The organism is Amycolatopsis sp. 195334CR (genome assembly GCF_017309385.1).
Lineage (GTDB): Bacteria > Actinomycetota > Actinomycetes > Mycobacteriales > Pseudonocardiaceae > Amycolatopsis.
The window spans coordinates 898018-919252 of record NZ_JAFJMJ010000002.1; the positions used below are offsets into that span (position 1 = coordinate 898018).

General features: G+C 71.3%; 18 protein-coding genes. 12 read left to right on the plus strand and 6 right to left on the minus strand.

The features are described 5' to 3' along the window. The first annotated feature begins 14 nt into the window (after window positions 1–14). The 3 genes from JYK18_RS27230 (at window position 15) to JYK18_RS27240 (ending at window position 4179) form a co-directional block, all read left to right on the plus strand. On the plus strand, window positions 15–1223 hold the full coding sequence (locus tag JYK18_RS27230; protein ID WP_206806316.1) for a DUF5685 family protein: 1209 nt from the start codon (window positions 15–17) through the stop codon (window positions 1221–1223). Between the two features lie 36 nt (window positions 1224–1259). Continuing rightward, window positions 1260–3416: an excinuclease ABC subunit UvrB gene (uvrB, locus tag JYK18_RS27235; RefSeq protein ID WP_307796083.1), complete on the plus strand. Its 2157-nt coding sequence runs from the start codon at window positions 1260–1262 to the stop codon at window positions 3414–3416. Between the two features lie 370 nt (window positions 3417–3786). Continuing rightward, window positions 3787–4179, plus strand: a complete 393-nt coding sequence (locus JYK18_RS27240; protein WP_206808151.1) for an NUDIX domain-containing protein — start codon at window positions 3787–3789, stop codon at window positions 4177–4179. Window positions 4180–4183: 4 nt separating this feature from the next. On the opposite strand, the gene JYK18_RS27245 is transcribed toward JYK18_RS27240, so the two are convergent. From JYK18_RS27245 to JYK18_RS27255, 3 genes are all read right to left on the minus strand, one after another. After that, the gene (locus JYK18_RS27245; protein WP_206806317.1) at window positions 4184–5560 is read right to left on the minus strand and encodes a S28 family serine protease; all 1377 of its coding nucleotides are present in this window, start codon (window positions 5558–5560) and stop codon (window positions 4184–4186) included. 99 nt (window positions 5561–5659) lie between these two features. Then, entirely contained in the window at window positions 5660–6622 is a 963-nt protein-coding gene (locus JYK18_RS27250; RefSeq protein ID WP_206806318.1) for an ABC transporter permease, read from the minus strand. After that, window positions 6619–9537 carry an alpha/beta fold hydrolase gene (locus JYK18_RS27255; protein WP_307796084.1) on the minus strand — a complete coding sequence of 973 codons (2919 nt, stop codon included), beginning with the start codon at window positions 9535–9537 and terminating at the stop codon, window positions 6619–6621. Before JYK18_RS27255 ends, JYK18_RS27250 begins: the two co-directional genes overlap by 4 nt. A 286-nt stretch (window positions 9538–9823) precedes the next feature. On the opposite strand from JYK18_RS27255, the gene JYK18_RS27260 reads away from it, so the two are divergent. The 5 genes from JYK18_RS27260 (at window position 9824) to JYK18_RS27280 (ending at window position 14090) form a co-directional block, all read left to right on the plus strand. Then, on the plus strand, window positions 9824–10849 hold the full coding sequence (locus tag JYK18_RS27260) for a TerC family protein (protein WP_206806320.1): 1026 nt from the start codon (window positions 9824–9826) through the stop codon (window positions 10847–10849). A gap of 39 nt (window positions 10850–10888) precedes the next feature. Further along, complete coding sequence (locus tag JYK18_RS27265) at window positions 10889–12820, plus strand: S9 family peptidase (RefSeq protein WP_206806321.1); 1932 nt, start codon at window positions 10889–10891, stop codon at window positions 12818–12820. Further along, the gene (locus tag JYK18_RS27270; RefSeq protein WP_206806322.1) at window positions 12817–13326 is read left to right on the plus strand and encodes a GNAT family N-acetyltransferase; all 510 of its coding nucleotides are present in this window, start codon (window positions 12817–12819) and stop codon (window positions 13324–13326) included. The genes JYK18_RS27265 and JYK18_RS27270 overlap by 4 nt, the downstream gene beginning before the upstream one ends. A 63-nt stretch (window positions 13327–13389) precedes the next feature. Next, the gene (locus JYK18_RS27275; RefSeq protein ID WP_206806323.1) at window positions 13390–13761 is read left to right on the plus strand and encodes a type II toxin-antitoxin system RelE/ParE family toxin; all 372 of its coding nucleotides are present in this window, start codon (window positions 13390–13392) and stop codon (window positions 13759–13761) included. Beyond that, the gene (locus JYK18_RS27280; RefSeq protein WP_206806324.1) at window positions 13758–14090 is read left to right on the plus strand and encodes a helix-turn-helix domain-containing protein; all 333 of its coding nucleotides are present in this window, start codon (window positions 13758–13760) and stop codon (window positions 14088–14090) included. Before JYK18_RS27275 ends, JYK18_RS27280 begins: the two co-directional genes overlap by 4 nt. On the opposite strand, the gene JYK18_RS27285 is transcribed toward JYK18_RS27280, so the two are convergent. Together JYK18_RS27285 and JYK18_RS27290 are read right to left on the minus strand one after the other, a co-directional pair. Then, the gene (locus JYK18_RS27285; protein ID WP_153033808.1) at window positions 14087–14743 is read right to left on the minus strand and encodes an RES family NAD+ phosphorylase; all 657 of its coding nucleotides are present in this window, start codon (window positions 14741–14743) and stop codon (window positions 14087–14089) included. The two genes, JYK18_RS27280 and JYK18_RS27285, sit on opposite strands and share 4 nt — an antisense overlap. A gap of 51 nt (window positions 14744–14794) precedes the next feature. After that, entirely contained in the window at window positions 14795–15379 is a 585-nt protein-coding gene (locus JYK18_RS27290) for a DNA-binding protein (RefSeq protein WP_206806325.1), read from the minus strand. Window positions 15380–15577: 198 nt separating this feature from the next. Between JYK18_RS27290 and JYK18_RS27295 the strand changes: the two genes are divergently transcribed. The 4 genes from JYK18_RS27295 to JYK18_RS27310 are packed head-to-tail and all read left to right on the plus strand — an operon-like array spanning window position 15578 to window position 19753. Next, entirely contained in the window at window positions 15578–16147 is a 570-nt protein-coding gene (locus tag JYK18_RS27295; protein WP_307796085.1) for a hypothetical protein, read from the plus strand. Window positions 16148–16193: 46 nt separating this feature from the next. Beyond that, a complete protein-coding gene (locus tag JYK18_RS27300; protein ID WP_206806327.1) occupies window positions 16194–17759 on the plus strand; it encodes a sugar ABC transporter ATP-binding protein in 1566 nt (521 codons plus the stop codon). Continuing rightward, window positions 17756–18733, plus strand: coding sequence for an ABC transporter permease (locus tag JYK18_RS27305; protein ID WP_206806328.1), 978 nt, complete (start codon window positions 17756–17758; stop codon window positions 18731–18733). Before JYK18_RS27300 ends, JYK18_RS27305 begins: the two co-directional genes overlap by 4 nt. 12 nt (window positions 18734–18745) lie before the next feature. Beyond that, window positions 18746–19753, plus strand: coding sequence for a substrate-binding domain-containing protein (locus JYK18_RS27310; RefSeq protein WP_206806329.1), 1008 nt, complete (start codon window positions 18746–18748; stop codon window positions 19751–19753). Between the two features lie 451 nt (window positions 19754–20204). On the opposite strand, the gene JYK18_RS27315 is transcribed toward JYK18_RS27310, so the two are convergent. Beyond that, window positions 20205–21194 (minus strand): LacI family DNA-binding transcriptional regulator, encoded by a 990-nt coding sequence (locus tag JYK18_RS27315; protein ID WP_206806330.1) that lies wholly within the window; start codon window positions 21192–21194, stop codon window positions 20205–20207. Window positions 21195–21235: the final 41 nt, after the last annotated feature.

The window sequence follows — 21235 nt, forward strand, 5'->3', positions numbered from 1 at the left end:
TCGAGGGGAAGCACATGTTCGGCATCATCCGGCCCTGCCGCCACCGCCTGTCCGACGGCCTGCACGCGGACTGGCTGGCCCACCTGTGCGGCCTGTGCCTGGCCCTGCGCGACGAGCACGGGCAGCTGGCGCGCGTGGTCACCAACTACGACGGCCTGGTCATCTCGGCGCTGGTCGAGGCGCAGTCACCGAAGGCGGACGGACGGCGCGACGCCGGGCCGTGCCCGTTGCGCGCGATGCGCCCGACGTCGGTGGCCCGCGGGTCCGGGGCGCAGCTGGCGGCCGCGGTCTCGCTGGTGCTCGCCTCGGCCAAGGTCAGCGACCACGTCGAGGACGGCGACGGCGCCTTCGGCCGCCGCGCGGTGGCGGGCGCGGCTCGCCGGGTGGCCTCGCGCTGGGCCGAGCAGGGCAGCCGCACCGGATCGCGGATCGGCTTCGACACCGCCGTGCTGCTCGACGCGGTCGACCGGCAGGGCGAGGTCGAGCGCGCGGTCCGCCTCGGCGACCCGGTCCTGCTGGCCACCGAGCCCACCGAGGAAGCCACGGCGGCGGCGTTCGCGCAGACCGCGGTGCTGGCCGGGCGGCCGGGCAACGTGGCGCCGCTGACCGAGGTGGGCAGGCTCTTCGGCCGCGCGGCGCACCTGCTCGACGCGGTCGAGGACCTGGCGGAGGACACCGAGACCGGGGCGTGGAACCCGCTGCTGGCCACCGGCGCGACGGTGGCCGACGTGCGCCGCCACTGCGACGACGCGGTGCTGGGTGTCCGGCTGGCCATGCGGGAGGCCACCTTCGAAAACGGCAAGCTGGTGCACGCGCTGCTCGTGCACGAGCTGGAGCAGGCGGTCCGGCGGACCTTCGGGCACCTGGAGATCGAGGCGCACCACCCGGGCGGGCAGCCGCAGTCGCCGTACGGGCACCCGGGCCACTACGGGCCGTACGGGCAGCAGCCCCCGCCAGGGGCGACCGGTCCCGGCGGCAAGCCGCCCAAGAAGAAGAAACGCGGTCCCGGCCCGCACGACGGGGACGGCGGCTGCTGCTGGGTGCCGAAGTTCCGGGTGCCGCCGCGCAGGCGGAACGCCGTGTTCGGCTGCCTGGTCGCCTTCTACCAGTGCTGCAGCTGCCAGGTCTGCTGCCGCGACCCGTACCCCGGGGCGTGGAGCGGCAAGCCGAAGGACGCCTGGTGTGACAGCTGCGACGGCTGTGACTGCGGCTGCGACTGCTGATCTGAAACTGTCGGTGGGTGCGCCTACCCTGGACCCGTGGCTTTCGCAACCGAACACCCCGTGCTGGCGCAGTCCGAGTTCCGCCCCGTCTCCGAGGTCCCCCGGGCCGACGGGCGGTTCAAGGTGGTCAGCGACTACGCGCCGGCCGGCGACCAGCCCGCCGCCATCGACGACCTGGAGCGCCGCATCGCCGGCGGGGAGAAGGACGTCGTGCTGCTCGGTGCCACCGGTACCGGGAAGTCGGCGACCACCGCCTGGCTGATCGAGCGGGTCCAGCGGCCCACGCTGGTGATGGCGCCGAACAAGACGCTGGCCGCCCAGCTGGCGAACGAGCTGCGCGACTTCTTCCCGCACAACGCGGTCGAGTACTTCGTCAGCTACTACGACTACTACCAGCCCGAGGCGTACATCGCGCAGACGGACACCTACATCGAGAAGGACTCGTCGATCAACGACGACGTCGAGCGGCTGCGGCACTCGGCCACGATGAACCTGCTGTCCCGGCGCGACGTGATCGTGGTCGCCAGTGTGTCCTGCATCTACGGCCTCGGCACGCCGCAGTCCTACCTGGACCGGTCGACCAGGCTGGCGGTCGGCGCCGAGGTCGAGCGGGACACCCTGCTCCGCGCGCTGGTCGACGTGCAGTACGCGCGCAACGACATCGCCTTCGCCCGCGGCACCTTCCGGGTGCGCGGGGACACCGTGGAGATCATCCCGGCCTACGAGGAGCTGGCGATCCGGGTCGAGTTCTTCGGCGACGAGATCGACAAGCTCTACTACCTGCACCCGCTGACCGGCGAGATCGTGCAGGAGCTGGACGAGGTGCGGATCTTCCCGGCCACGCACTACGTGGCCGGGCCGGAGCGCATGGAGAAGGCGATCAAGGGCATCGAGGCCGAGCTGGAGGAGCGGCTGGCCGAGCTGGAGAAGCAGGGCAAGCTGCTGGAGGCGCAGCGGTTGCGCATGCGCACCAGCTACGACATCGAGATGATGCGCCAGGTCGGCTTCTGCTCGGGCATCGAGAACTACTCGCGGCACATCGACGGCCGCCCGGCCGGATCCGCCCCGGCCACCCTGATCGACTACTTCCCGGACGACTTCCTGCTGGTCATCGACGAGTCGCACGTGACGGTGCCGCAGATCGGCGGCATGTTCGAGGGCGACATGTCGCGCAAGCGGAACCTGGTCGAGTTCGGCTTCCGGTTGCCCAGCGCCACCGACAACCGGCCGCTGACCTGGGAGGAGTTCTCCGACCGGATCGGGCAGACGGTGTACCTGTCGGCCACGCCGGGGCCGTACGAGATGGGGCAGACCGGCGGGGAGTTCGTCGAGCAGGTGATCCGGCCGACCGGGCTGATCGATCCGGAGGTGGTGGTCAAGCCGACCGAGGGCCAGATCGACGACCTGGTGCACGAGATCCGCGAGCGGGCGGAGAAGGACGAGCGGGTGCTGGTCACCACGCTGACCAAGAAGATGGCCGAGGACCTCACCGACTACCTGCTGGAGCTGGGGATCCGGGTGCGGTACCTGCACTCGGAGGTGGACACCCTGCGGCGGGTCGAGCTGCTGCGGCAGCTGCGGTCGGGCGACTTCGACGTGCTGGTCGGCATCAACCTGCTGCGGGAGGGGCTGGACCTGCCCGAGGTTTCGCTGGTGGCGATCCTGGACGCGGACAAGGAGGGGTTCCTGCGCAGCGGGACCTCGCTGATCCAGACGATCGGTCGGGCCGCGCGAAACGTGTCCGGTCAGGTGCACATGTACGCGGACAAGATCACCGACTCGATGCAGCACGCGATCGACGAAACGAACCGCAGGCGGGCGAAGCAGATCGCGTACAACACCGAGCGGGGGGTGGACCCGCAGCCGCTGCGGAAGAAGATCGCGGACATCCTGGACCGGGTGTACACGGAGGCGGAGGACACCGACGAGGTCGCCGTCGGTGGTTCGGGCCGCAACGCCTCGCGCGGCAAGAAGCCGGAGCAGGGCGGGGGCGGCCGCAGCTCCGGGGTGCTGGTGGACAAGAACGTGGCGGGCATGCCGCGGGCGGAGCTGGCGGACCTGATCCAGTCGATGACCGACCAGATGATGCAGGCGGCGCGGGACCTGCAGTTCGAACTGGCCGCCCGCCTGCGGGACGAGGTGGCCGACCTGAAGAAGGAACTGCGGGGCATGGACGCCGCCGGCATCAAGTAACCGACGCCTCGGCAGCTCCCCGCCCTCCCCGCGACGAACGCCGGGCCGCGGTGGGTGGCCCGGTGCCGCTCACCGTGGTGCCGCCCACCGTGGTGCCACCCACCGTGGTGCCACCCACCGTGGTGCCGCTCACCGCGGGGCGCCCCCGCGGGGCGCACTCCCGCCCCGCCGGGACCGGTCGATTCGTGCAGCGGTCCGCTGCCGCCCGCCCCGCACCCGCGCCGCGCCCACGCCGTAGCACTGGCCTGCGCCGCACTGGGCCTGAGGCAGGCCCGAGGGCGGTGATCCCGGGCTGTGCCCGTCACCCCGTGGTGGGCCGCGGTACGCCAAGATCATGGGAGCGGGCGGGGAGGAAGGCGCACCCATGACGGTGATCGACAAGATTGCGTGGATCCGGCTGGAGAACGGCAAGGTCCTCAGCACGCGTTCACGGGGCAAGGACGTGTACTACCTCCCCGGCGGCAAGCGCGAGCCCGGCGAGACCGACGTCCAGACCCTCGTCCGGGAGATCGACGAGGAACTCACCGTCGCCATCTCGCCGGCCAGCGCGGTGTACGTCGGCACCTTCCAAAGCCAGGCACACGGCCACGCGACCGGTACCACCGTGCGGATGACCTGCTACACCGCCGACTACCGGGGAAGCCTGGCCCCCAGCAGCGAGATCGAGGAACTCACCTGGCTGACCTACGCCGACCGCGAGCGCGTTTCGCCCGTTGACCAGATCATCTTCGACCACCTGCACCGGGCGGGCCGGCTCACCTGAACCGCTAGAGCCGCGGCCGGTTCTCCATCAGCGGATCAGCATCGAGACCCGTCGTGTCCAAGCGCGCGGTGGGAGCCGGGACACCCGCCCACCGCCGGACCGTGTCCGTGGCCGCGGTGGCATCAGCAGCCGGCAACTGTCCGATCTTCGAGCCGTGGTTTCCGCCCGGCACCACGTACCGGTACGAGTCCCGCGAACCGAAGCCCAGCCGGAACGGCTCGGCGCTCCACGGATCGTTCTCCCCGTCCACGAACAGCAACCGCGAACCCCGCGACCGCACCCAGAAGTCGACGTCCGGCATGGCGAGGTGGTCGAACCGCGGCAACCGCACCGAATCCGGCACATACGTCGCCGCGACGTTCGAGCCCGGGTAGCGCAGCAGGTCCCGCAGGTGCCGCTCGTACGACGCGGGTATGCCCAGCTGCACCGCCGCCTGGTAGTAGTACGGCACGTACTGCGCCAGCTCCTGGTCCGCGTACGTGTTCAGGCTCTCCACCCGCACGAAGAAGTCCCAGATCTCCTGCGTGGACGCCGAAGGCCCCGGCACCGACGCGCAGTCCGCCTGCTTCTGGTACTGCCAGAAGGTGAAGTACGAGTCGATGATCGCGATCTCCATCGCCTTGTCCTGCGACCCCACGACGTCGAAGGTGTACCCCTTCGCCGAAGCCTCCGCCGAAGCCAGCGCGCCCAGCTCGTCCCGCCGCTTCAGCGACTCCCGCTGGTTGGCGCGCAACGCCTCCCGGCACGCCGGGTCATCGCCCACAGTGGACAGGAACCGGTCGTACCCATCCAGCCCGTCGACCACGTCGTTCGGGGCCACGTAAGCGATCGTGCCCTGCACGTCCGACGGGTAGAACCGCCGGAAGTACACCGCGGTCATGCCGCCCTTGCTCCCGCCGGTGGCCAGCCAGTTCGCCCCGTACAACGCCTTGAACGCGGCCGCCACCCGGTGCTGGTCGGTGGCCGCCTGCCAGATGGTCAGCTGCCTGCCCCAGTCGGCGGGCTCCGGCCGCGACGGCGTGAAGTACCGGTACTCCATGGACAACTGGTTCCCGTCGACCAGCTGCGTCGGCTCCGACCGGTTCGGGCTCGCCGACACGTTGTACCCGCTGGTGTACATCACCATCGGCGCGCGCACGTCCCGGTGCAGCAGGGTCAGCCGCTGTTCGAACGTGCCCGCCCCGGGGTTCCGGTGGTCGGCGGGCTGGGTGAAGGTCAGCTTGAAGAACCGGAACCCCTCGGGCGCCTGTTCCTCCGAGACCACGGTCAGCCCCGGCACCCGCTTCAACGCCGAACCGATGTCCTCGGCCGCGTGCGCGGTGGGGGAGACCAGCACGACCGCCATCAGCAACGCCGCCACCGCGGCCCCGAACCTGCGCATCGCCGAATCCTCACAGAACCCGGCCGCGGTGGGCAATCGGCTATCCGGACGCGAAAAGCCCCGGCCGTCCACGGGGGACGACCGGGGCCGGGAACGGGTTCAGCTGGTGATGTCCTTGGTGGCGAACCGGCGCGCGGCCAGCAGGCCGAACACCGTGCCGAACAGCACCGAGGACAACGCCCCGCTGGCCATGTTGGACCAGTCGATGTCCGTGGAGATCAGGTCGATCCACGCGAACGAGTAGTGCGTCGGCAGGTAGTTCCGCAGGTCCTCGAGCGCGGTGATCTGGTCCAGGATCTGCGAGACGATCGCCACCAGCACCGCACCGCCGACCGCGCCCAGCGGCGCGTCGGTGAGCACGCTGAGCAGCAGCGCCAGCCCGGCCACCCAGGCCAGCTGGATCACGATGTAGACGATCGACATGCCCAGCGCGAGCAGGCTGTCGGCGAAGGTGACCGCGTCACCGGTCGGGCTGATCGCGTCGCCCGCGCCGTACCAGACCACCCCGACCAGCAGTGACACCAGCGGGAGCAGCACCAGCGCGATCGCCGAGAGCAGCGCCGAGACGATCGCCTTCTGCCGCAGCACCCGGTGCCGCGGCACCGGGATGGCGAGCAGGTACTTCAGGCTCGACCACGACGCCTCGCTGGCGATGGTGTCCCCGAAGAACAACGCGACGATCATCGGCAACAGGAACGTGCCCGAGACGAACAACGCCAGCACCACGAAGTTCGGCGCGCTGGCGGTGGCCAGGTCGACGAACCCGCCCGAGCGCCGGTTCGGGTTCGCCTCGCCGATTTCGAAGGCGATCACCAGGATGAACGGCAGCAGCGCGACAAAACCGAGCACCAGCTGCGTGCGCCGCCGCTTCAGCTGCCGCCGCAGTTCCACGCCGAGGCGCAGGGTGCGCCCGGCCCGGTACCCCGCCACGGCCCCGTCCGCGCCCACCTCGGTGGGCTCGGCGCTGGCCGCGTCGGTCAGTTCCTGCAGCGCGGCCGGATCGGTGTGCACGCCGTGGTCGACCGCGGCGTTGGCCTCGGCCAGTTTCTCCGCCTTGCTCATGCGTTCGCCTCCTCTCCGACCAGTTGCAGGAACGCGTCTTCCAGCCGCCGCCGCGGTCCGGCCTGCTCGACCGCGATGCCGGCCTTGACCAGCACGGCCACCGCGTCGGCCCGGTCCATGCCCGCCAGATCGGCGTGCACCAGCCTGCCTTCGGTGACCACCTCGGTCACCCCGGCTTCGCGCAGCGTCTCGGCGGCCGCGTCCGGGCGGTCCACCCGGAAGGTCGCCTCACCACCCGCCGCGACGATGTCGTTGACCTCGCCCGCGGCGACCAGCTTGCCGCGGTGCATCACCACCACGTGCGTGCAGGTCTGCTCGACCTCGGCGAGCAGGTGGCTGGACACCACCACGGTGCGGCCGGTCGCGGCGTAGCGCTGCAGCACCTCGCGCATCTGGTGGATCTGTGGCGGGTCGAGCCCGTTGGCCGGTTCGTCGAGCACGAGCAGCTCCGGCAGGCCGAGCATGGCCTGGGCGATCGCCAGCCGCTGCCGCATGCCCTGGCTGTAGGTGCGGACCTTGCGGTGCACCGCGTCGCCGAGCCCGGCGATCTCCAGCGCCTCGGTGAAGTGCGCCTTGTCCGCGGGCCGCCCGGTGGCGTCCCAGTACAGCCGCAGGTTGTCCTGGCCGGACAGGTGCGGCAGGAAGCCGGACCCCTCGACGAACGAGCCGATCCGCGACAGCACCGGCGCCCCCGAGGTGACCTTGTGCCCGAACACCCGGATGGACCCGGCGCTCGGGGAGATCAGGCCCATCAGCATGCGCAGCGTGGTGGTCTTCCCGGCGCCGTTCGGCCCGAGCAGGCCGAGCACCTGACCCGGTTCCACCCGGAAGGACAGGTCCTTCACCGCGGTGAGCCCGCCGGGGTAGGACTTGGTCAGGTTGTCGATCACCAGCGGCGTGTCCGCCAGTTCCTCGTCCAGCACGTGCGACCGCTTGCGCCGGATGCCCGCGATCACGGCCACCACCAGCGCGGCGAGCAGCGTGCCGGCGATGCCGAGCACCTGCCCGAGCGGCCAGCCGGTGCTGACCGCGGTACCCGGCACCACCGGCACCCCGAGCGCGCTGCCCTCGGCCAGCGAAACCCGGTAGGTGGCCGGCTGCACCGGCGTGGCATACGCCTGGTCGGTGGTGCTGACCACGAGGACCAGCGAATGCCCCGCCTCGACCGGCCGCACGATCGGCGGCAGGGTCACGGTGACCTCCGCGGCCGAACCGTCGGCGGGCAGCGCCGGGATCCGGATCGGGGCGACCCCGTTGCCCGGCAGCGTGCGCGTGCCGTCCTGGCTGGCGTCGTACAGCTTCGCGAACAGCACCGCGCCCTCGGGCGGGACCGGGCCGTTCGCCGCGACGCGCAGCCGGACCGTCGACGATCCGGCGACCAGCACCTGCGACTCGACCGGCGCGGAGGCGAAGCGCGCGGACTGGCCCGGCGGTTCGACCGAGAACAACCCGGCCAGCCGCGAGGAGCCGGCGGCGATCCCGTTGAGCCCCGGAATGCCGCTCACCGCCGCCGGATTGCCGCCCGGCGGGTTCACGATCGGCTGTTCCTGGCCCAGTAGCGGGATCTGCCGCCGCTCGGCCGGTGGCGCGCCGATGCCCGGGTAGGCCGGGGCCTCGACGGTGCGCACCGACGGCGCGCCGTCCGTGCGCAGCGCGCCCTGGACGTCGTAGGCGAAGCCGGTGCCCGGGTCGCTGCCCTCGCCCTTGAGGTGGAAGGCCATCCAGTCGCCGATCTGCGCCCGCAGCTTCGGGCCGGGGCGGCCGCCGTCGTGCCCGCCGGCGAACCAGATCGACTTGACCTTGCCGCCGGTGGCGGCGATCTGGCGGGCGGTGGCGTCGGACTGGTCCAGCCCGAACAGGGTGTCGCGCTCGCCCTGCACCAGCAGCGTCGGCGCGGTGATGTTCGAGGTCACCGACACCGGCGAGACGCGGCGAAGGAGGTTCAGCGTCTCCGGCCCCGCCTTACCCGTCGCGGCGACGTCGGCGTAGGCGCGGCAGACGGCTTCGGTGAACCGCCCGCATGGGTCGCCCGCGCCGGGCGGCGCACCGGGACCACCCGGTCCGCCCTGGCCACCGGGCGCGCCCGCCATCGCCCCGGCGGCGGCCGCGGCGTCCTGGCCGCCACCCATGCCGCCGCCGGTCGAGCCGCTGTCGTCCTGCTCCTGCCCGGCTTCGGGTGCCTCGTTGCCCGGTTCCCCGGAGGAAGCGCCACCGGAACCGGCGGAGAAGAAGATGCCAGCCCAGGACCGCTTGAACACCCCGTCCGGGGCGAACGCGTTCTCGGCGGGGGTGCCCGCCGCGGCGGCCGCCGGGGTCGCCGAGTTCGGGATCAGGCCCTGGCTCAGGTCGTTGTAGGTGATCACCGGCGCGATGCTGTCCACGCGCTTGTCGATCCCGGCGAGCAGCAGCGAAAGCGCACCGCCGTAGGACCCGCCGGTGACCCCGACGCGCGGGTCACCGGGCCCGTCGGTCCGCACCTCGGGCCGTTCGGCCAGGTTGTCCAGCAGGCGCTGCGCGTCGGCGACCTCGTAATCGGGGTCGTTGAGCGCGATCTGCCCGGTGCTACGGCCGAACCCGCGCGCGGACCAGGCCAGCACGACGAACCCGCGTTCGGCCATTTCGCGCGCGTCGGCGGCGACGCTGTTCTTGCTGCCGCCGAAGCCGTGGGGCATCAGCACCGCGGGCGCGGGCGTCACCTCGGGGAGGTACAGCGTGGTGTCCAGGCGCACACGATCGGGCGAACCGGGCGCCGCGGCGACCTCGACGGTGGCATCTTCGGTGCGGATCGGCGAGGCTTCCTCACCGGTCTGCGACCAGACGAGCACACCGGCCGCGGCGACCACGGCGACCAGCACCAGTGCGATCACCCGGCGACGCCGAGGTGGCGTATCTCGGAGTAGTGGAAGTGGGGGCACGCAGTGACCGTATGGGACGTTTGCTGAGAGTGTCCTGTGGGTATCAGGTTGCCTGGACGTGACGCAGGTTACGCCAGGCAAAACGGTGACACCGGTGACCCTGGCTGGCGTTCGACCCGCTCAACGGCCAAGATGGTCAAGCACGTGGAGGGGAGTATTCCTTCGCGATGGCGTCGTCAGCACGGCCGTCCTCAGTGACGCCCGGCGCCATCGGCCGGTTCCGCACCGGTGGAAGAGACCTCCGGGTAGTGGTTGGTCGTCCCCGCTATACCGGAGGGTAGTTTTCATGACGGTTCCATTGTGGCTATGGATCGCTACGATCGGCGGCCTGCTGGTCCTGATCGCCATCGACCTCGTTGTCGTCGATCGCAAGCCGCACCAGGTGACGACCGGTGAAGCCGCCCGGTGGGTCACCTTCTACGTCGCCTGCGCGGTCCTGTTCGGGATCGGGGTGTGGATCTTCGGCGGGCACGACCCCGGCGTCGAGTTCTTCACCGGCTACATCACCGAGTACTCGCTCAGCGTGGACAACCTGTTCATCTTCATGGTGATCATGTCCTCGTTCAAGGTGCCCGCCATCCACCAGCACCGCGTGCTGCTGATCGGCATCCTGCTCGCGCTGGTCATGCGCGGCGCGTTCATCGCCGTCGGCGCGGCCCTGATCGCCCAGTTCGTCTGGGTCTTCTTCCTCTTCGGCGCGATCCTGATCTGGACCGCGGTCAGCATGGTGCGCGGCAACGACGACCACGAGGAATACCACGAGAACGCGGTCACCAAGTGGGTCCGCAAGATCTTCCCGGTGACCGACGACTACGTGGGCCACAAGTCCTTCGTCAAGCGCGACGGCAAGCGCTGGATCACCCCGATGTTCGTGGTGATCGTCGCCATCGGCAGCGCCGACCTGCTCTTCGCGGTCGACTCCATCCCCGCCATCTTCGGCATCACCCAGGACGCGTACCTGGTCTTCGCCGCCAACGCCTTCGCGCTGATGGGCCTGCGGCAGTTGTACTTCCTGCTCGGCGGCCTGGTCACCAAGCTGGTCTACCTGTCCTACGGGCTGGCGATCATCCTCGGCTTCATCGGCGCCAAGCTGTTCCTGCACGCGCTGCACGAGTACCACCTGGTGCCGGACTGGCTCGACATCAACAACTGGGTCTCGCTCGGCGTGATCGTCACCGTGCTGACCCTGACCACGGTGCTCAGCCTGCGCAAGGCCAAGAAGGACCCGGAGTCGGTCCAGGGCCCGAACCTCGACCTGAACGCCAAGTCACCCGAGGAGCGCGAGGCCGAAGCGGCCCAGCCCGAGCGCTGATCCCCCGCCGGAGCGGGCGGAAGTTGTACGGTCGGCATCGTGCTTCCCACTGACATCGAACTGCTGACCGCACCTCGTTCGCCCGCTCTGCACGGTGATCTGCTGCTGACCGGGCTGTCCCGGCCCGATCTGAAGGCGAACCGCGCCCACGGCGTGGTCCGCCGGGTGAGCCCGGCCGGCGGTGACCGGCCGTGGACCCACGGCCCGCGCGACAGCGAGCCCGCCATTTCCCCGGACGGCACGCAGGTCGCCTTTCTCCGGGTGACCGGCGAACGCGGCGCCCAGCTGCACGTGATGCCCGCCGACGGTGGTGAAGCCAAGCGCGTCACCGACGTGCCGCTGGGCGTCGAAGGCTTCCGCTGGGCGCCGGATTCGCGCCGGATCGCCTTCACCGCCCGGATTCCCGAAGCCGGGCGGTACGGCACGCCCGACGCCGACGGGGAGACCGTCGAGGCCGCGGCCGAGGCGCCGCGCCGGATCACCCGGTTCGACTACCGGATCGACGACATCGGCTTCCTGCGCGACCGTCCACAACGGCTGTTCGTGGTGGACGGTTCCGTCGAGGAGCCGGTCGAGCTGACCCCGCTGACCGACGAGCAGGTGGACGTCCACGATCCCGAGTGGACCCCGGACGGCGAGTTCGTGCTGGTCGTCGCGCCCCGCGACTGGGGCCGGGTGGAGACGTTGAACGCCGATCTCTACGCCGTGCCGGTCGCCGGCGGTGAGCCGGTGCTCGCCGTCCGCACCGCGGGCGACGCGGCGGCGCCGCTGGTCACCGCGGACGGCGTCGTCTACTTCCACGGCATCGAGTTCACCGGTCCCGACATGGTGCGCAACCGCGGCCTCTGGGCGGCGCCGCTGCGCACCGACGGCGAACCGGCCACCCCGCGGCGGCTGACCGACGCCGAGACCGTCGACACCGACGCCGGTGCGGGCAGGCCCGCGGTGCTCGGTGACGAGGTGCTGGTGGTCGTCCGCACGCGCGGCGCGGCCGAACTGCGCGCGGTGCCGTCCGACGCGGACCAGGCTGAACTGGCCGGGCTGCGCCGCCTGCTCGGCGAGAAGGCCGCGGTCCGCGGGTTCTCCGTGGACGGTGACCGGGTCGCCGCCGTGGTGGCTTCGCCGGTGGACTCCGGGGAAGTGGTGCTGCTGGAGCACGGCGAGGCCCGCACGCTGACCGACTTCTCCGCGCCGCTGCGGGAGAACGTGCGCCCGGCGGTCGAGCTGACCGCCACCGCGGCGGACGGGCACCCGGTGCACGGCTGGGTCGTGCTGCCGGCGGGGGAGGGGCCGCACCCGGTCCTGCTGGTGATCCACGGCGGGCCGTTCGCGCCGTACGAGTGGTCGCTGTTCGACGAGGCCCAGGTGTACGCGTCGGCCGGGTACGCGGTGGTGATGGCGAACCCGCGTGGTTCGGCCGGTTACGGCGAGTCGCACGGGCGGGCGATCGTCCGCGCGTTGTGCACTGTGGACGTCACGGACCTGCTGAGCTTCCTCGACGCCGCGCTGGAACGGTCCGATTTGGACGCTTCGCGGGTCGGTGTGATGGGTGGTTCGTACGGCGGGCTGATGACCACGTGGCTGTCCGCGCACCACGGCGACCGGTTCCGCGCGGCGTGGAGCGAGCGCGCGGTCAACGCGTGGGATTCGTTCGCCGGGAGTTCGGACATCGGGTGGGAGTTCGTCGAGTGCTACGTGGGGACCGATCCGGAGGTGCAGCGGGAACGCAGCCCGCTCACCTACGCGGCGAAGATCGGCATCCCGTTCGCCGTGGTGCACTCCGAAGAGGACTGGCGGTGCCCGGTGGAGCAGGCGCAGCGGTTGTTCGTGGCGCTGCGGGGCAACGGGGTGGAGACGGAGTTCCTGCTGTTCCCCGGTGAAGGGCACGAGCTGAGCCGGTCCGGGCGGCCGCGGCACCGGGTGCAGCGGTTCGAAGCGGTTCTCGAGTGGTGGGGGCGGCACCTGGGATGAGCGTGAGGTGGGCCGTCCGCCGGGCTGTCGCCGCCGATGCCGACCGGCTGGCGGCGATCTGCCTCGACGGCTGGCGGACGGCCTACCGCGGCATCCTGCCCGACGACCACCTCGATTCTTTGCGGCGGCCGGAGTGGGAGGAGATGTTCGCCGCGCGCATCGCCGCGTCGACGGACCGCAGCACCATGCTGGTCGCGGTCAACGCCGATGGGGAGATCGGCGCCTACGCGGGCGTGCTGGGGGACGGTTCGCCGGGCATGCTCGGCGCGCTGTACGCCGCCGCGGAATGGCACGGAACCGGCGCGGGGCACGCCGCGCACGAAGCCGCCATCGCCCACCTGGCTGCCTGCGGCTTCGGGCACGCCGTGCTGTGGGTGTTCGAGCGGAATGCCCGGGCGCGCCAGTTCTACGAAGCCCACGGGTGGCTGTGTGACCAGGTGACCCAATCCACCAAGTTCGCCGACGGGTCAGCGGTGGAGATCCGCTACTCGCGCTTACTGCCGTAACTTCCGGCCACCCGTGCGAGTGAGCTTGCGCTCGACCTATAAGGACTGCATTATGGTTCGGGAGTGGTCTGGGAAATCGAGTTGCACGCGGAGGTCGACCGGTGGTTCTCCGGGTTGTGCGAAGCGGATCCGGTCAGTGCGGATCTGGTCGAAGAAGCCATTGACCTGCTCGCCGATCAGGGGCCCGCGCTCGGGCGCCCGCTGGTCGACCGGATCAAGGGAGCGAGGTACCACAACCTGAAGGAGTTGCGCCCAGCCTCCTCGGGGAACACCGAGGTCCGGATCTTGTTCGTCTTCGATTCCCGCCGGCGGGCGATCCTGTTGGTGGCCGGGGACAAGGCAGGCGACTGGCGAGGCTGGTACAGCACGAACATCCCGGTCGCGGAACGGCGATACGAACGGCATCTGCGCCGGTTGGAGGAGGCGGGGACATGAGCCGATCTTGGCGGGAAGTCAAGGCGGAGAAGAACGCCAGGGACCGCGCCGCGGGCCGGGACGTGGAGGCCGCGCGTGCCCGGGCGAAAGAGGTGACCGAGGCCCACCTCGTCGGCTTCCGCTTGGCGCAGCTCCGCGAGCAGGCCGGGGTGAGCCAAACCGAACTCGCCCGGCGGATCGGGGTCAGCCAGCCGCGGGTCAGCCAGCTGGAGAACGGCGACCTCGCCCAGATGGAACTGGACACGGTCCGGCGCTACATCGCCGCGCTGGGCGGGCGGTTGCGGGTGGTCGCCGGGTTCGACGACCGCGACGTCGTGGTGAGCGCCTAGTTGACCATGTCGTAGTTGAGCTCGTGGCAGACGCGGCCCAGCGGCACGTCCAGCCCCGGGTGGTCCAGCGGAAGCAGGACCTCCGGCTTCAACGGCAGCGCGCCACCCGCCGGCGGGTCCCACAGGCACAGGGCCGGGTCACCCGAGTCCATCGACGAGCGATACCACAGGCCGTCCAGGTCGCCGAAGGCCGAGCGGATGGCGCGCGCCCAGGCCTGCGTGATCTTCTTCGGCCCGCTGGAGATCTCCTGCGACGCCCCGACCCTGGTCGGCCAGAGGCCACCGAGGTCGAGCAGGCGCAGCGTGCGCGTCGGCCGGACCACCACCAGGCGCGGGCCGCGGGTCTTGCGGTCCACCGTGGACGTGGTCTGGTACACCTCCGCGACGCTCGTGCGCACGGTGAGCCCGAAGTAGAGCACCCCGTTCTTCTGGTCGGTCACCGGCACGCCGCCGCGGCCCGGCCGCTGCTGGTCGAAGCGGCCGTGCGGGAGCGGACCGGTGTAGCGGAACGAGTTCCACTGCTGCGGGTGGTTGCCGTGCGCGGTGAAGATGCGCACCAGCCTGGTCGCCGGGTGCACCGCGACGACGTCCTCGGTACGCCGCAGTTCCCTGACCAGGACGGCACGCGCGGGTGGCAGGGGGAGCCTGGCCATGCGTGGGGTTCAACACTTTCTCGTGCGGACAGGTGATCTCTCGAGACGCGGTCAGGCGGGGGTGCCCAAGGTCTCGGTCAGCCGGGCGACGGGCTCGGGATCACCACCCGCCAGCAACCACTGCCGGGGAGTGGCCGGCCGGTCGTTGATCACCAGATCGGGCTGCGGGGTGCTGATGAACGCGGCCACCACCAGCGGCGGCTGGTCCTCGGGCACCGCGCGCAGCACCACGTCCAGCCCGGGCAGCAGCCCGGAGGAGGTGAACTGCCACGACGGCAGCCGCCAGCCGCCCTGCGCCTTCCAGGCGGCGAGCCTGCGGTCCTTGATCTTGTGCCGGATGCGGCTGTCGTCCACGCCCAGCCGTTCGGCGGCGGCGAGCACGGTCAGCGAGGACTCGGCGAGCACCGCGTGCGCGGCGACCGTCCTGGCCCGCATGTCCGGCTCGCTCTCCGCCTGTGGCGCGAGGTCCAGCCCGACGTCGATGAGCGCGTCGCGCTGCTCGGCGGAGAAATAATCCGATGGGTCCGGATTCGGCGGGGACAGTTTGCGAGCGGCGTCCTCCACGTGCGTGAGGAACTCGGTCGCGTCCACCTTGAGCCCGGCTTTCGCCAGTACGGTCTCCAGCGCCACAGACATGCACCCAGACTATCCTGTGTGTGCGGGTTCGTGCGTTTTCGTGCCGCTATTGTGTGTCAAGTCACCAAAGATCGACACAGAACGCACATAACCCAACACGTACGGTAGACGAACGTGGGTTAGTCTGACCGTCCCGGGTGCGGTTGTCCAGAGTCCTTTGGCGGTTCGTGACGGAGGAGGCTCGTGCTTATTCCGCGAGTGACGCTCGAGCGCATCATGGCGGGGGAAGTCACGCTCGCCTTCCGTCGCTGGCGCCGCCCCACCGTCCGAGCAGGGGGAACCCTGCGCACCGCGCTGGGCGTGGTGGCCGTGCGTTCGGTCGATCCGGTCGCTGTCGCTGACATCTCCGAAGAGGATGCCCGGCGGGCGGGCTACGAAAACACCGCCGAACTGCGGCATTTCCTGAGTGGACGGCCGGACGGACAGGTCTTCCGGATGGAACTCGGGCCCGGTGGCGCGGATCCGCGGGTGGCGCTGCGGGACGAGGTGCCCGCCGGTGAGCAATTGTCCGAATTGCTCAGCAAGTTGAACAAAAAGGACGCAACGAGCAAACGTGGCCCGTGGACGCGGGCCTTCCTCGCCGAGATCGCGGCGCGTCCCGGGGTGCGCGCGGCGGAGCTGGCCGAGCGGTTCGGCCTGGCCACGCCCGTGTTCAAGGCCGACGTCCGCAAGCTCAAGGAGCTGGGCCTGACCGAGAGCCTGGAGGTCGGCTACCGCCTGTCGGCCCGCGGCCGGGCCGTACTTGACACCCCCGGCGAGGGCCCCTAGCTTCGGGTAATCGATTTCTCAGGCCACCTGCCGGCAGGGGACGGGCATGACCGATCGAGCACCGCTGGTCGCCATGACGGCCATCAGCAAGTCCTACGGCGGGGTGCGCGCGATCCGGGACGCCGACTTCACCGTGCACGCCGGCGAGGTGCACGCGCTGCTCGGCGAGAACGGCGCCGGGAAGTCCACCCTGATGAAGGTGCTCGCCGGCGAGGTCGGCGGCCACCACGGCGAGATCCGGATCGACGGCGAGCCGGTGCGCTTCGCCGGCCCGGCCGACGCGCAGCGCGCGGGCATCTCGATGATCCCGCAGGAACTCGACCTGGTCCCGGCGCTTTCGGTGGCGGAGAACATCTTCCTCGGCCGGGAACCCCGCACCCGGATCGGCGCGCTGGACCGGCGGCGCATGCTGGCCACCGCGCGCGACCTGCTCGCCCGCACCGGCGTCGACCTCGACCCGAAGCGGCCGGTGGAGCACCTGCGCACCGGTGAGCAGCAGCTGGTCACCATCGCCAAGGCGCTCTCGCTCGACGCGCGCGTGCTGATCATGGACGAGCCGACCTCCGCGCTGCCGCCCGCCGAGGCCGAGCGGCTGTTCCGGGTGATCGCCGGACTGCGGGCGAACGGTGTCGGCATCGTCTACATCTCGCACCGCATGGCGGAGATCGGCCAGGTCGCCGACCGCGCCACGGTGCTGCGCAACGGCCAGGTGGTGGCCGAGTTCGACGCCCGCGAGATGACCGCCGAACAGGCGTCCGAGGCGATGGTGGGCCGCCGGGTGGACCTGCTGTTCCACACCGAGACCGGCGCGGCGGGCGGCCGCGAGCTGCTGGCGGTGGACGACCTGGTGTTGCGCCCGCGCCGCCCGATACCCGGCCGGCGTGAACCCGCCGGGATCTCGCTGCGCGTCGCCGAAGGGGAGATCGTCGGCCTGGCCGGGTTGCTCGGTTCCGGACGCACCGAACTGCTGGAGACGCTCTACGGCGTGGGCACCCCCGGCCGTCGGACGGGCAGCGTGCGGTTGCACGGCACGGAGGTTCACCCGAAAGGGCCGCGGGACGCACTCCGCCGGGGGATCGCCTTCGTGCCGGAGGACCGCCGCACGTCCGGGCTGGCGCTCGACCACTCGGTGCTGGCGAACACGGTGCTGTCCGTGGTCGACCGGATCGGGCGCTTCGGCGTGGTGCCGCCCGCCCGCGAACGCCGGGCCGCGCTGGGCACCGCGGACCGGCTCGGCATCAAGCTGTCCGGGCTGGCCGCTCCGGCGGGCTCGCTGTCCGGCGGCAACCAGCAGAAGGTGGTGCTCGGCCGGAACCTGCTCACCGAACCGGCGTTGCTGCTGCTCGACGACCCGACCCGCGGCGTCGACGTCGGTGCCAAGGCGGAGATCTACCAGCTGCTGTCCGAAATCGCCGGGCAGGGCGTCGGCGTGCTGCTGGCGTCCTCGGAACTCGCGGAGCTGATGGGGGTGTGCGACCGGGTGGTGGTGCTGCGCGAAGGGCGGAGCGTGCGCGAACTGCACACCGCCGAAGCCGGCGAGGCCGAACTGCTCGCCGCGTCGATGGGCGAGGCGGAGGCGCTGGCACCGGACTCGCGGGAGGAGGCCGGATGATCGCCTGGCTGTTCCGCTTCCAGAGCCTGTTCGGGCTGGTGCTGGTGTTCGTCGCGGCGGTGGTGTTCTCGCCGGTCCGCGACGGCGAACTGCTCTTCCTCGACAGCGGCAACCTGTTCAACGTGGTGCGCGCGATGTCGGAGATCGGCATCCTCGCGGTCGGCATGACCTTCGTGATCCTGGTCGGCGGCATCGACCTCTCGGTGGGCTCGGTGCTCGGCCTGGCCAGCGTGGGCGCGGCGGTGCTGCTGGTGCGCCAGGACTTCGGCGTGCTGCCCGCGGTGCTGGTGGTGCTCGCCGCCGGGCTGGTCTTCGGCCTGCTGCAGGGCGTGGTCACCGCGAAACTGGGCATCCAGGCGTTCATCGTCACGCTGGCCGGCATGCAGATCGCCCGCGCGCTGGCGCGGATCTGGTCGGGCGGGCAGGGGGTGGAGATCGCCTACGGGGACGCGCCTGGCCGCGCGCCGATGGCCTTCTCCCTGCTCGGCGAGCGGACGTTCAACGGGCTGGTGCCGATCCCCGCGCTCATCTTCGCCGTGGTCGCCGGGCTGGCCGCGCTGCTGCTGCGGGTCACCGCGTTCTCCCGGCACGTCTACGCCATCGGTGGCAACGAGAAGGCGGCGCGCCTGTCGGGGGTGCCGGTGAACCGGGTGAAGATCCTGGTCTTCGGCCTGTGCGGGCTGCTCGCCGCGCTGGCCGGGATCGTGCACGCGGGGCAGTTGAACTACGGCGGTCCCAACGACGGGTCGATGGCCGAGCTGGACGCCATCGCCGCGGTGGTGATCGGCGGGGCGGGCCTGTCCGGCGGGCGGGGCACGGTGGTCGGTACCGTCGCCGGGGCGCTGCTGGTCGGGGTGCTGCGCAACATCCTGACCCTGAACAACGTGGATTCGAACGTCCAGCTGTTGATCATCGGACTGGTGATCGTGGCGGCCGCGGGGCTGCAGCGCCTGCGGCCGGCCGCGGTGGGGTAGAGGGAGGAACTCATGCCGAAACGAGCGCGTGGCGCGCTTTCACTGCTGGTGGGCGTGGCGCTGGTGGCTACGGTGGCTGCCGCCTGTGGCACCACCAGCGAGAACGCCGGTGGTGGTCCGGCCGAGCCCAAGCCGTGCGGCGGGGCGGGCGGGAAGTACACGATCGGGGTGAGCCAGGCCAATGTCGCCGAGCCGTACCGCGAGCGGATGGACGCCGACATCCGGCAGGCCGCGGCCGGCGTGCCCCAGTTCACGGTGAACTTCGCCGACGCGCAGCAGGACAACTCCAAGCAGGTCGAGCAGGTGGAGAACTTCCTCACCCAGAAGATCGACCTGCTGATCATCAGCCCGAACGAGGCCACCCCGCTGACTTCGGTGGTGAAGAAGGCCTACGAGCAGGGCGTGCCGGTGCTGGTGCTGGACCGCAAGGTCAACGGCGATTCGTTCACCTCGTTCATCGGCGCGGACAACTTCGACATCGGCCGCAAGGCGGGGGAGTTCGTGGCGCAGACGCTGCTGCCCGGTGGGGGCCGGGTGGCCGAGATCAAGGGGCTGTCCGGGTCGAGCCCGGCCAAGGAGCGCAGCGACGGGTTCAAGCTGGGGATCGGGGGCCGGAACATCGAGATCGTGGCGAGCGCCGACGGTGACTGGCTGCGGGACCGGGGGCGGCAGCAGGCCGACGCGCTGCTCAAGGGGACGCCGGGGATCCAGGTGGTCTACGCGCACAACGACCCGATGGGGGAGGGCGCGTACCTGGCCGCGCAGGACGCCGGGCTGAGCGGGATCAAGATCGTCGGGATCGACGGCCTGCCGATCGAGGCGGGCGGCATCAAGGCGGTGGAGGCGGGCAGGCTGGCCGCCACCTTCGTCTACCCGACGGGCGGCAAGGAGGCCGTCGAAGCCGCCCGCAAGATCCTGGTCGACTGCCAGCAGGTGCCGAAGGTGCAGGGCCTGCCGATCGAACGAGTCACCCCGGAAAACGCGGCGGAGGTCTACGCGCGGCTGAACGCGGGGAGCTGACTCGGGGCTCGCCCGCCGCGGTGGTAGCGGCCAGACAGCCGCGACGGTGCTGCCCCCTCGGCTCCGCCTGTCGCGACGGTGGCTGCCCCCTCGGCTCCGCCTGTCGCGACGGTGGCTGCCCCCTCGGCTCCGCCTGCCGCGACGATGGCTGCCCCGGCTCCGCCTGGTGCGATGGTGGCTGGCCCTCGGCTCGGCAGCCGCAGCGCTCGGTTTTCGCGGTGGCTGGCCACCAGCCCGGCCGTCGCGTCGGCGGGTGATCGCCGGTCTGGCTTGGCGGCGGGTGGCTAGTGCCACCCCGGTCCGGCGACGGGTGGCTGGTGCCACCCCGGTCCGGCGGCGGGTGGCTGACCACGGCCCGGCGGCCGCGACGGTGGCTGGCTACCCGCCTCGCCACCGCTTCGGTGGCCAATCGCCGCCGCCGCCGCGGGCGGGCTGGTGACCAGCCGCCGGGTCAGCGGTGGCTGCTGTCCCGTTCGATCAGTTCGGCGGCCAGTTCCCGGGCCTCCGGCGGCCGGGTGCTGTCGGCGATCCGGTCGAGCAGCAGCCGAGCGGCGATGCTCCCGATCTCGTAAGCGGGCTGCGCCACCACGGTCAGCGGCGGATCGAGCAACGCCGCCCACGGCGCGTCGTCGAAGCTGACCAGGCCGAACTCGCTGCCCGGCCGGATTCCGCGTTCGCGCAGCGCCTCCAGCACGCCGATGGCCATCGTGCTGTTGGCGATCAGCAGCGCGTCCGGCGGATCGGCGTCGTCGAGCAGGTCCAGTGCCGCCGCCTTGGCGTGCGCGGTGCGCAGCTCGCACCGCCGGACGCAGGTGGTCTCCTGGGCCGCCGACGCCGCGATCGCGCTCTCGTACCCGGCCAGCCGATCGTCCGCGGTGCGCACGCCCTCCGGCCCGGTCAGGCAGCCGATCCGCCGGTACCCCGCCGCCAGCAGGTGCCGCGTCGCCTCGTCGGCCGCGCACCGGGTGTTCACCAGCACCTGGTCACCATCGACCGCGTGCAGCGGCCGGTCCACCGCCACCACCGGCGTGCCGCGGGCGAGCAACCCGGTGACATCGGTGTCGCCGCCGGTGGGCGAGAGCACCACCCCGGCCACCCGCTCCTGCAACGCCACGTCGAGGTACCGGCGCTCCTTCTCGGCGTTCTCGTCCGAATTGCACAGCACCACCGAGTACCCCGCGGTCTGGGCCACGTCCTCCACCCCGCGCGCGATCGCGGTGAAGAACGGGTTCTCCACGTCGGAGATGACCAGCGCGAGCACCGCGGTCTCCTGCCGCCGGAGGTTCCTGGCCAGCCCGTTCGGCTGGTAGCCGAGGTAGGCGGCGGCCTCGCGCACCTTCTCCGCCAGCGCCGGGTCCACAGTGGACTTCCCGTTCAGCGCTCTGGAGACGGTCGCGGTGGACACGCCTGCTCTGGCCGCCACGTCGCTGATGGTCGCCATGGCGGGCCCCCTTTCCTCGTGCCGCGGCGGCTATTGACACT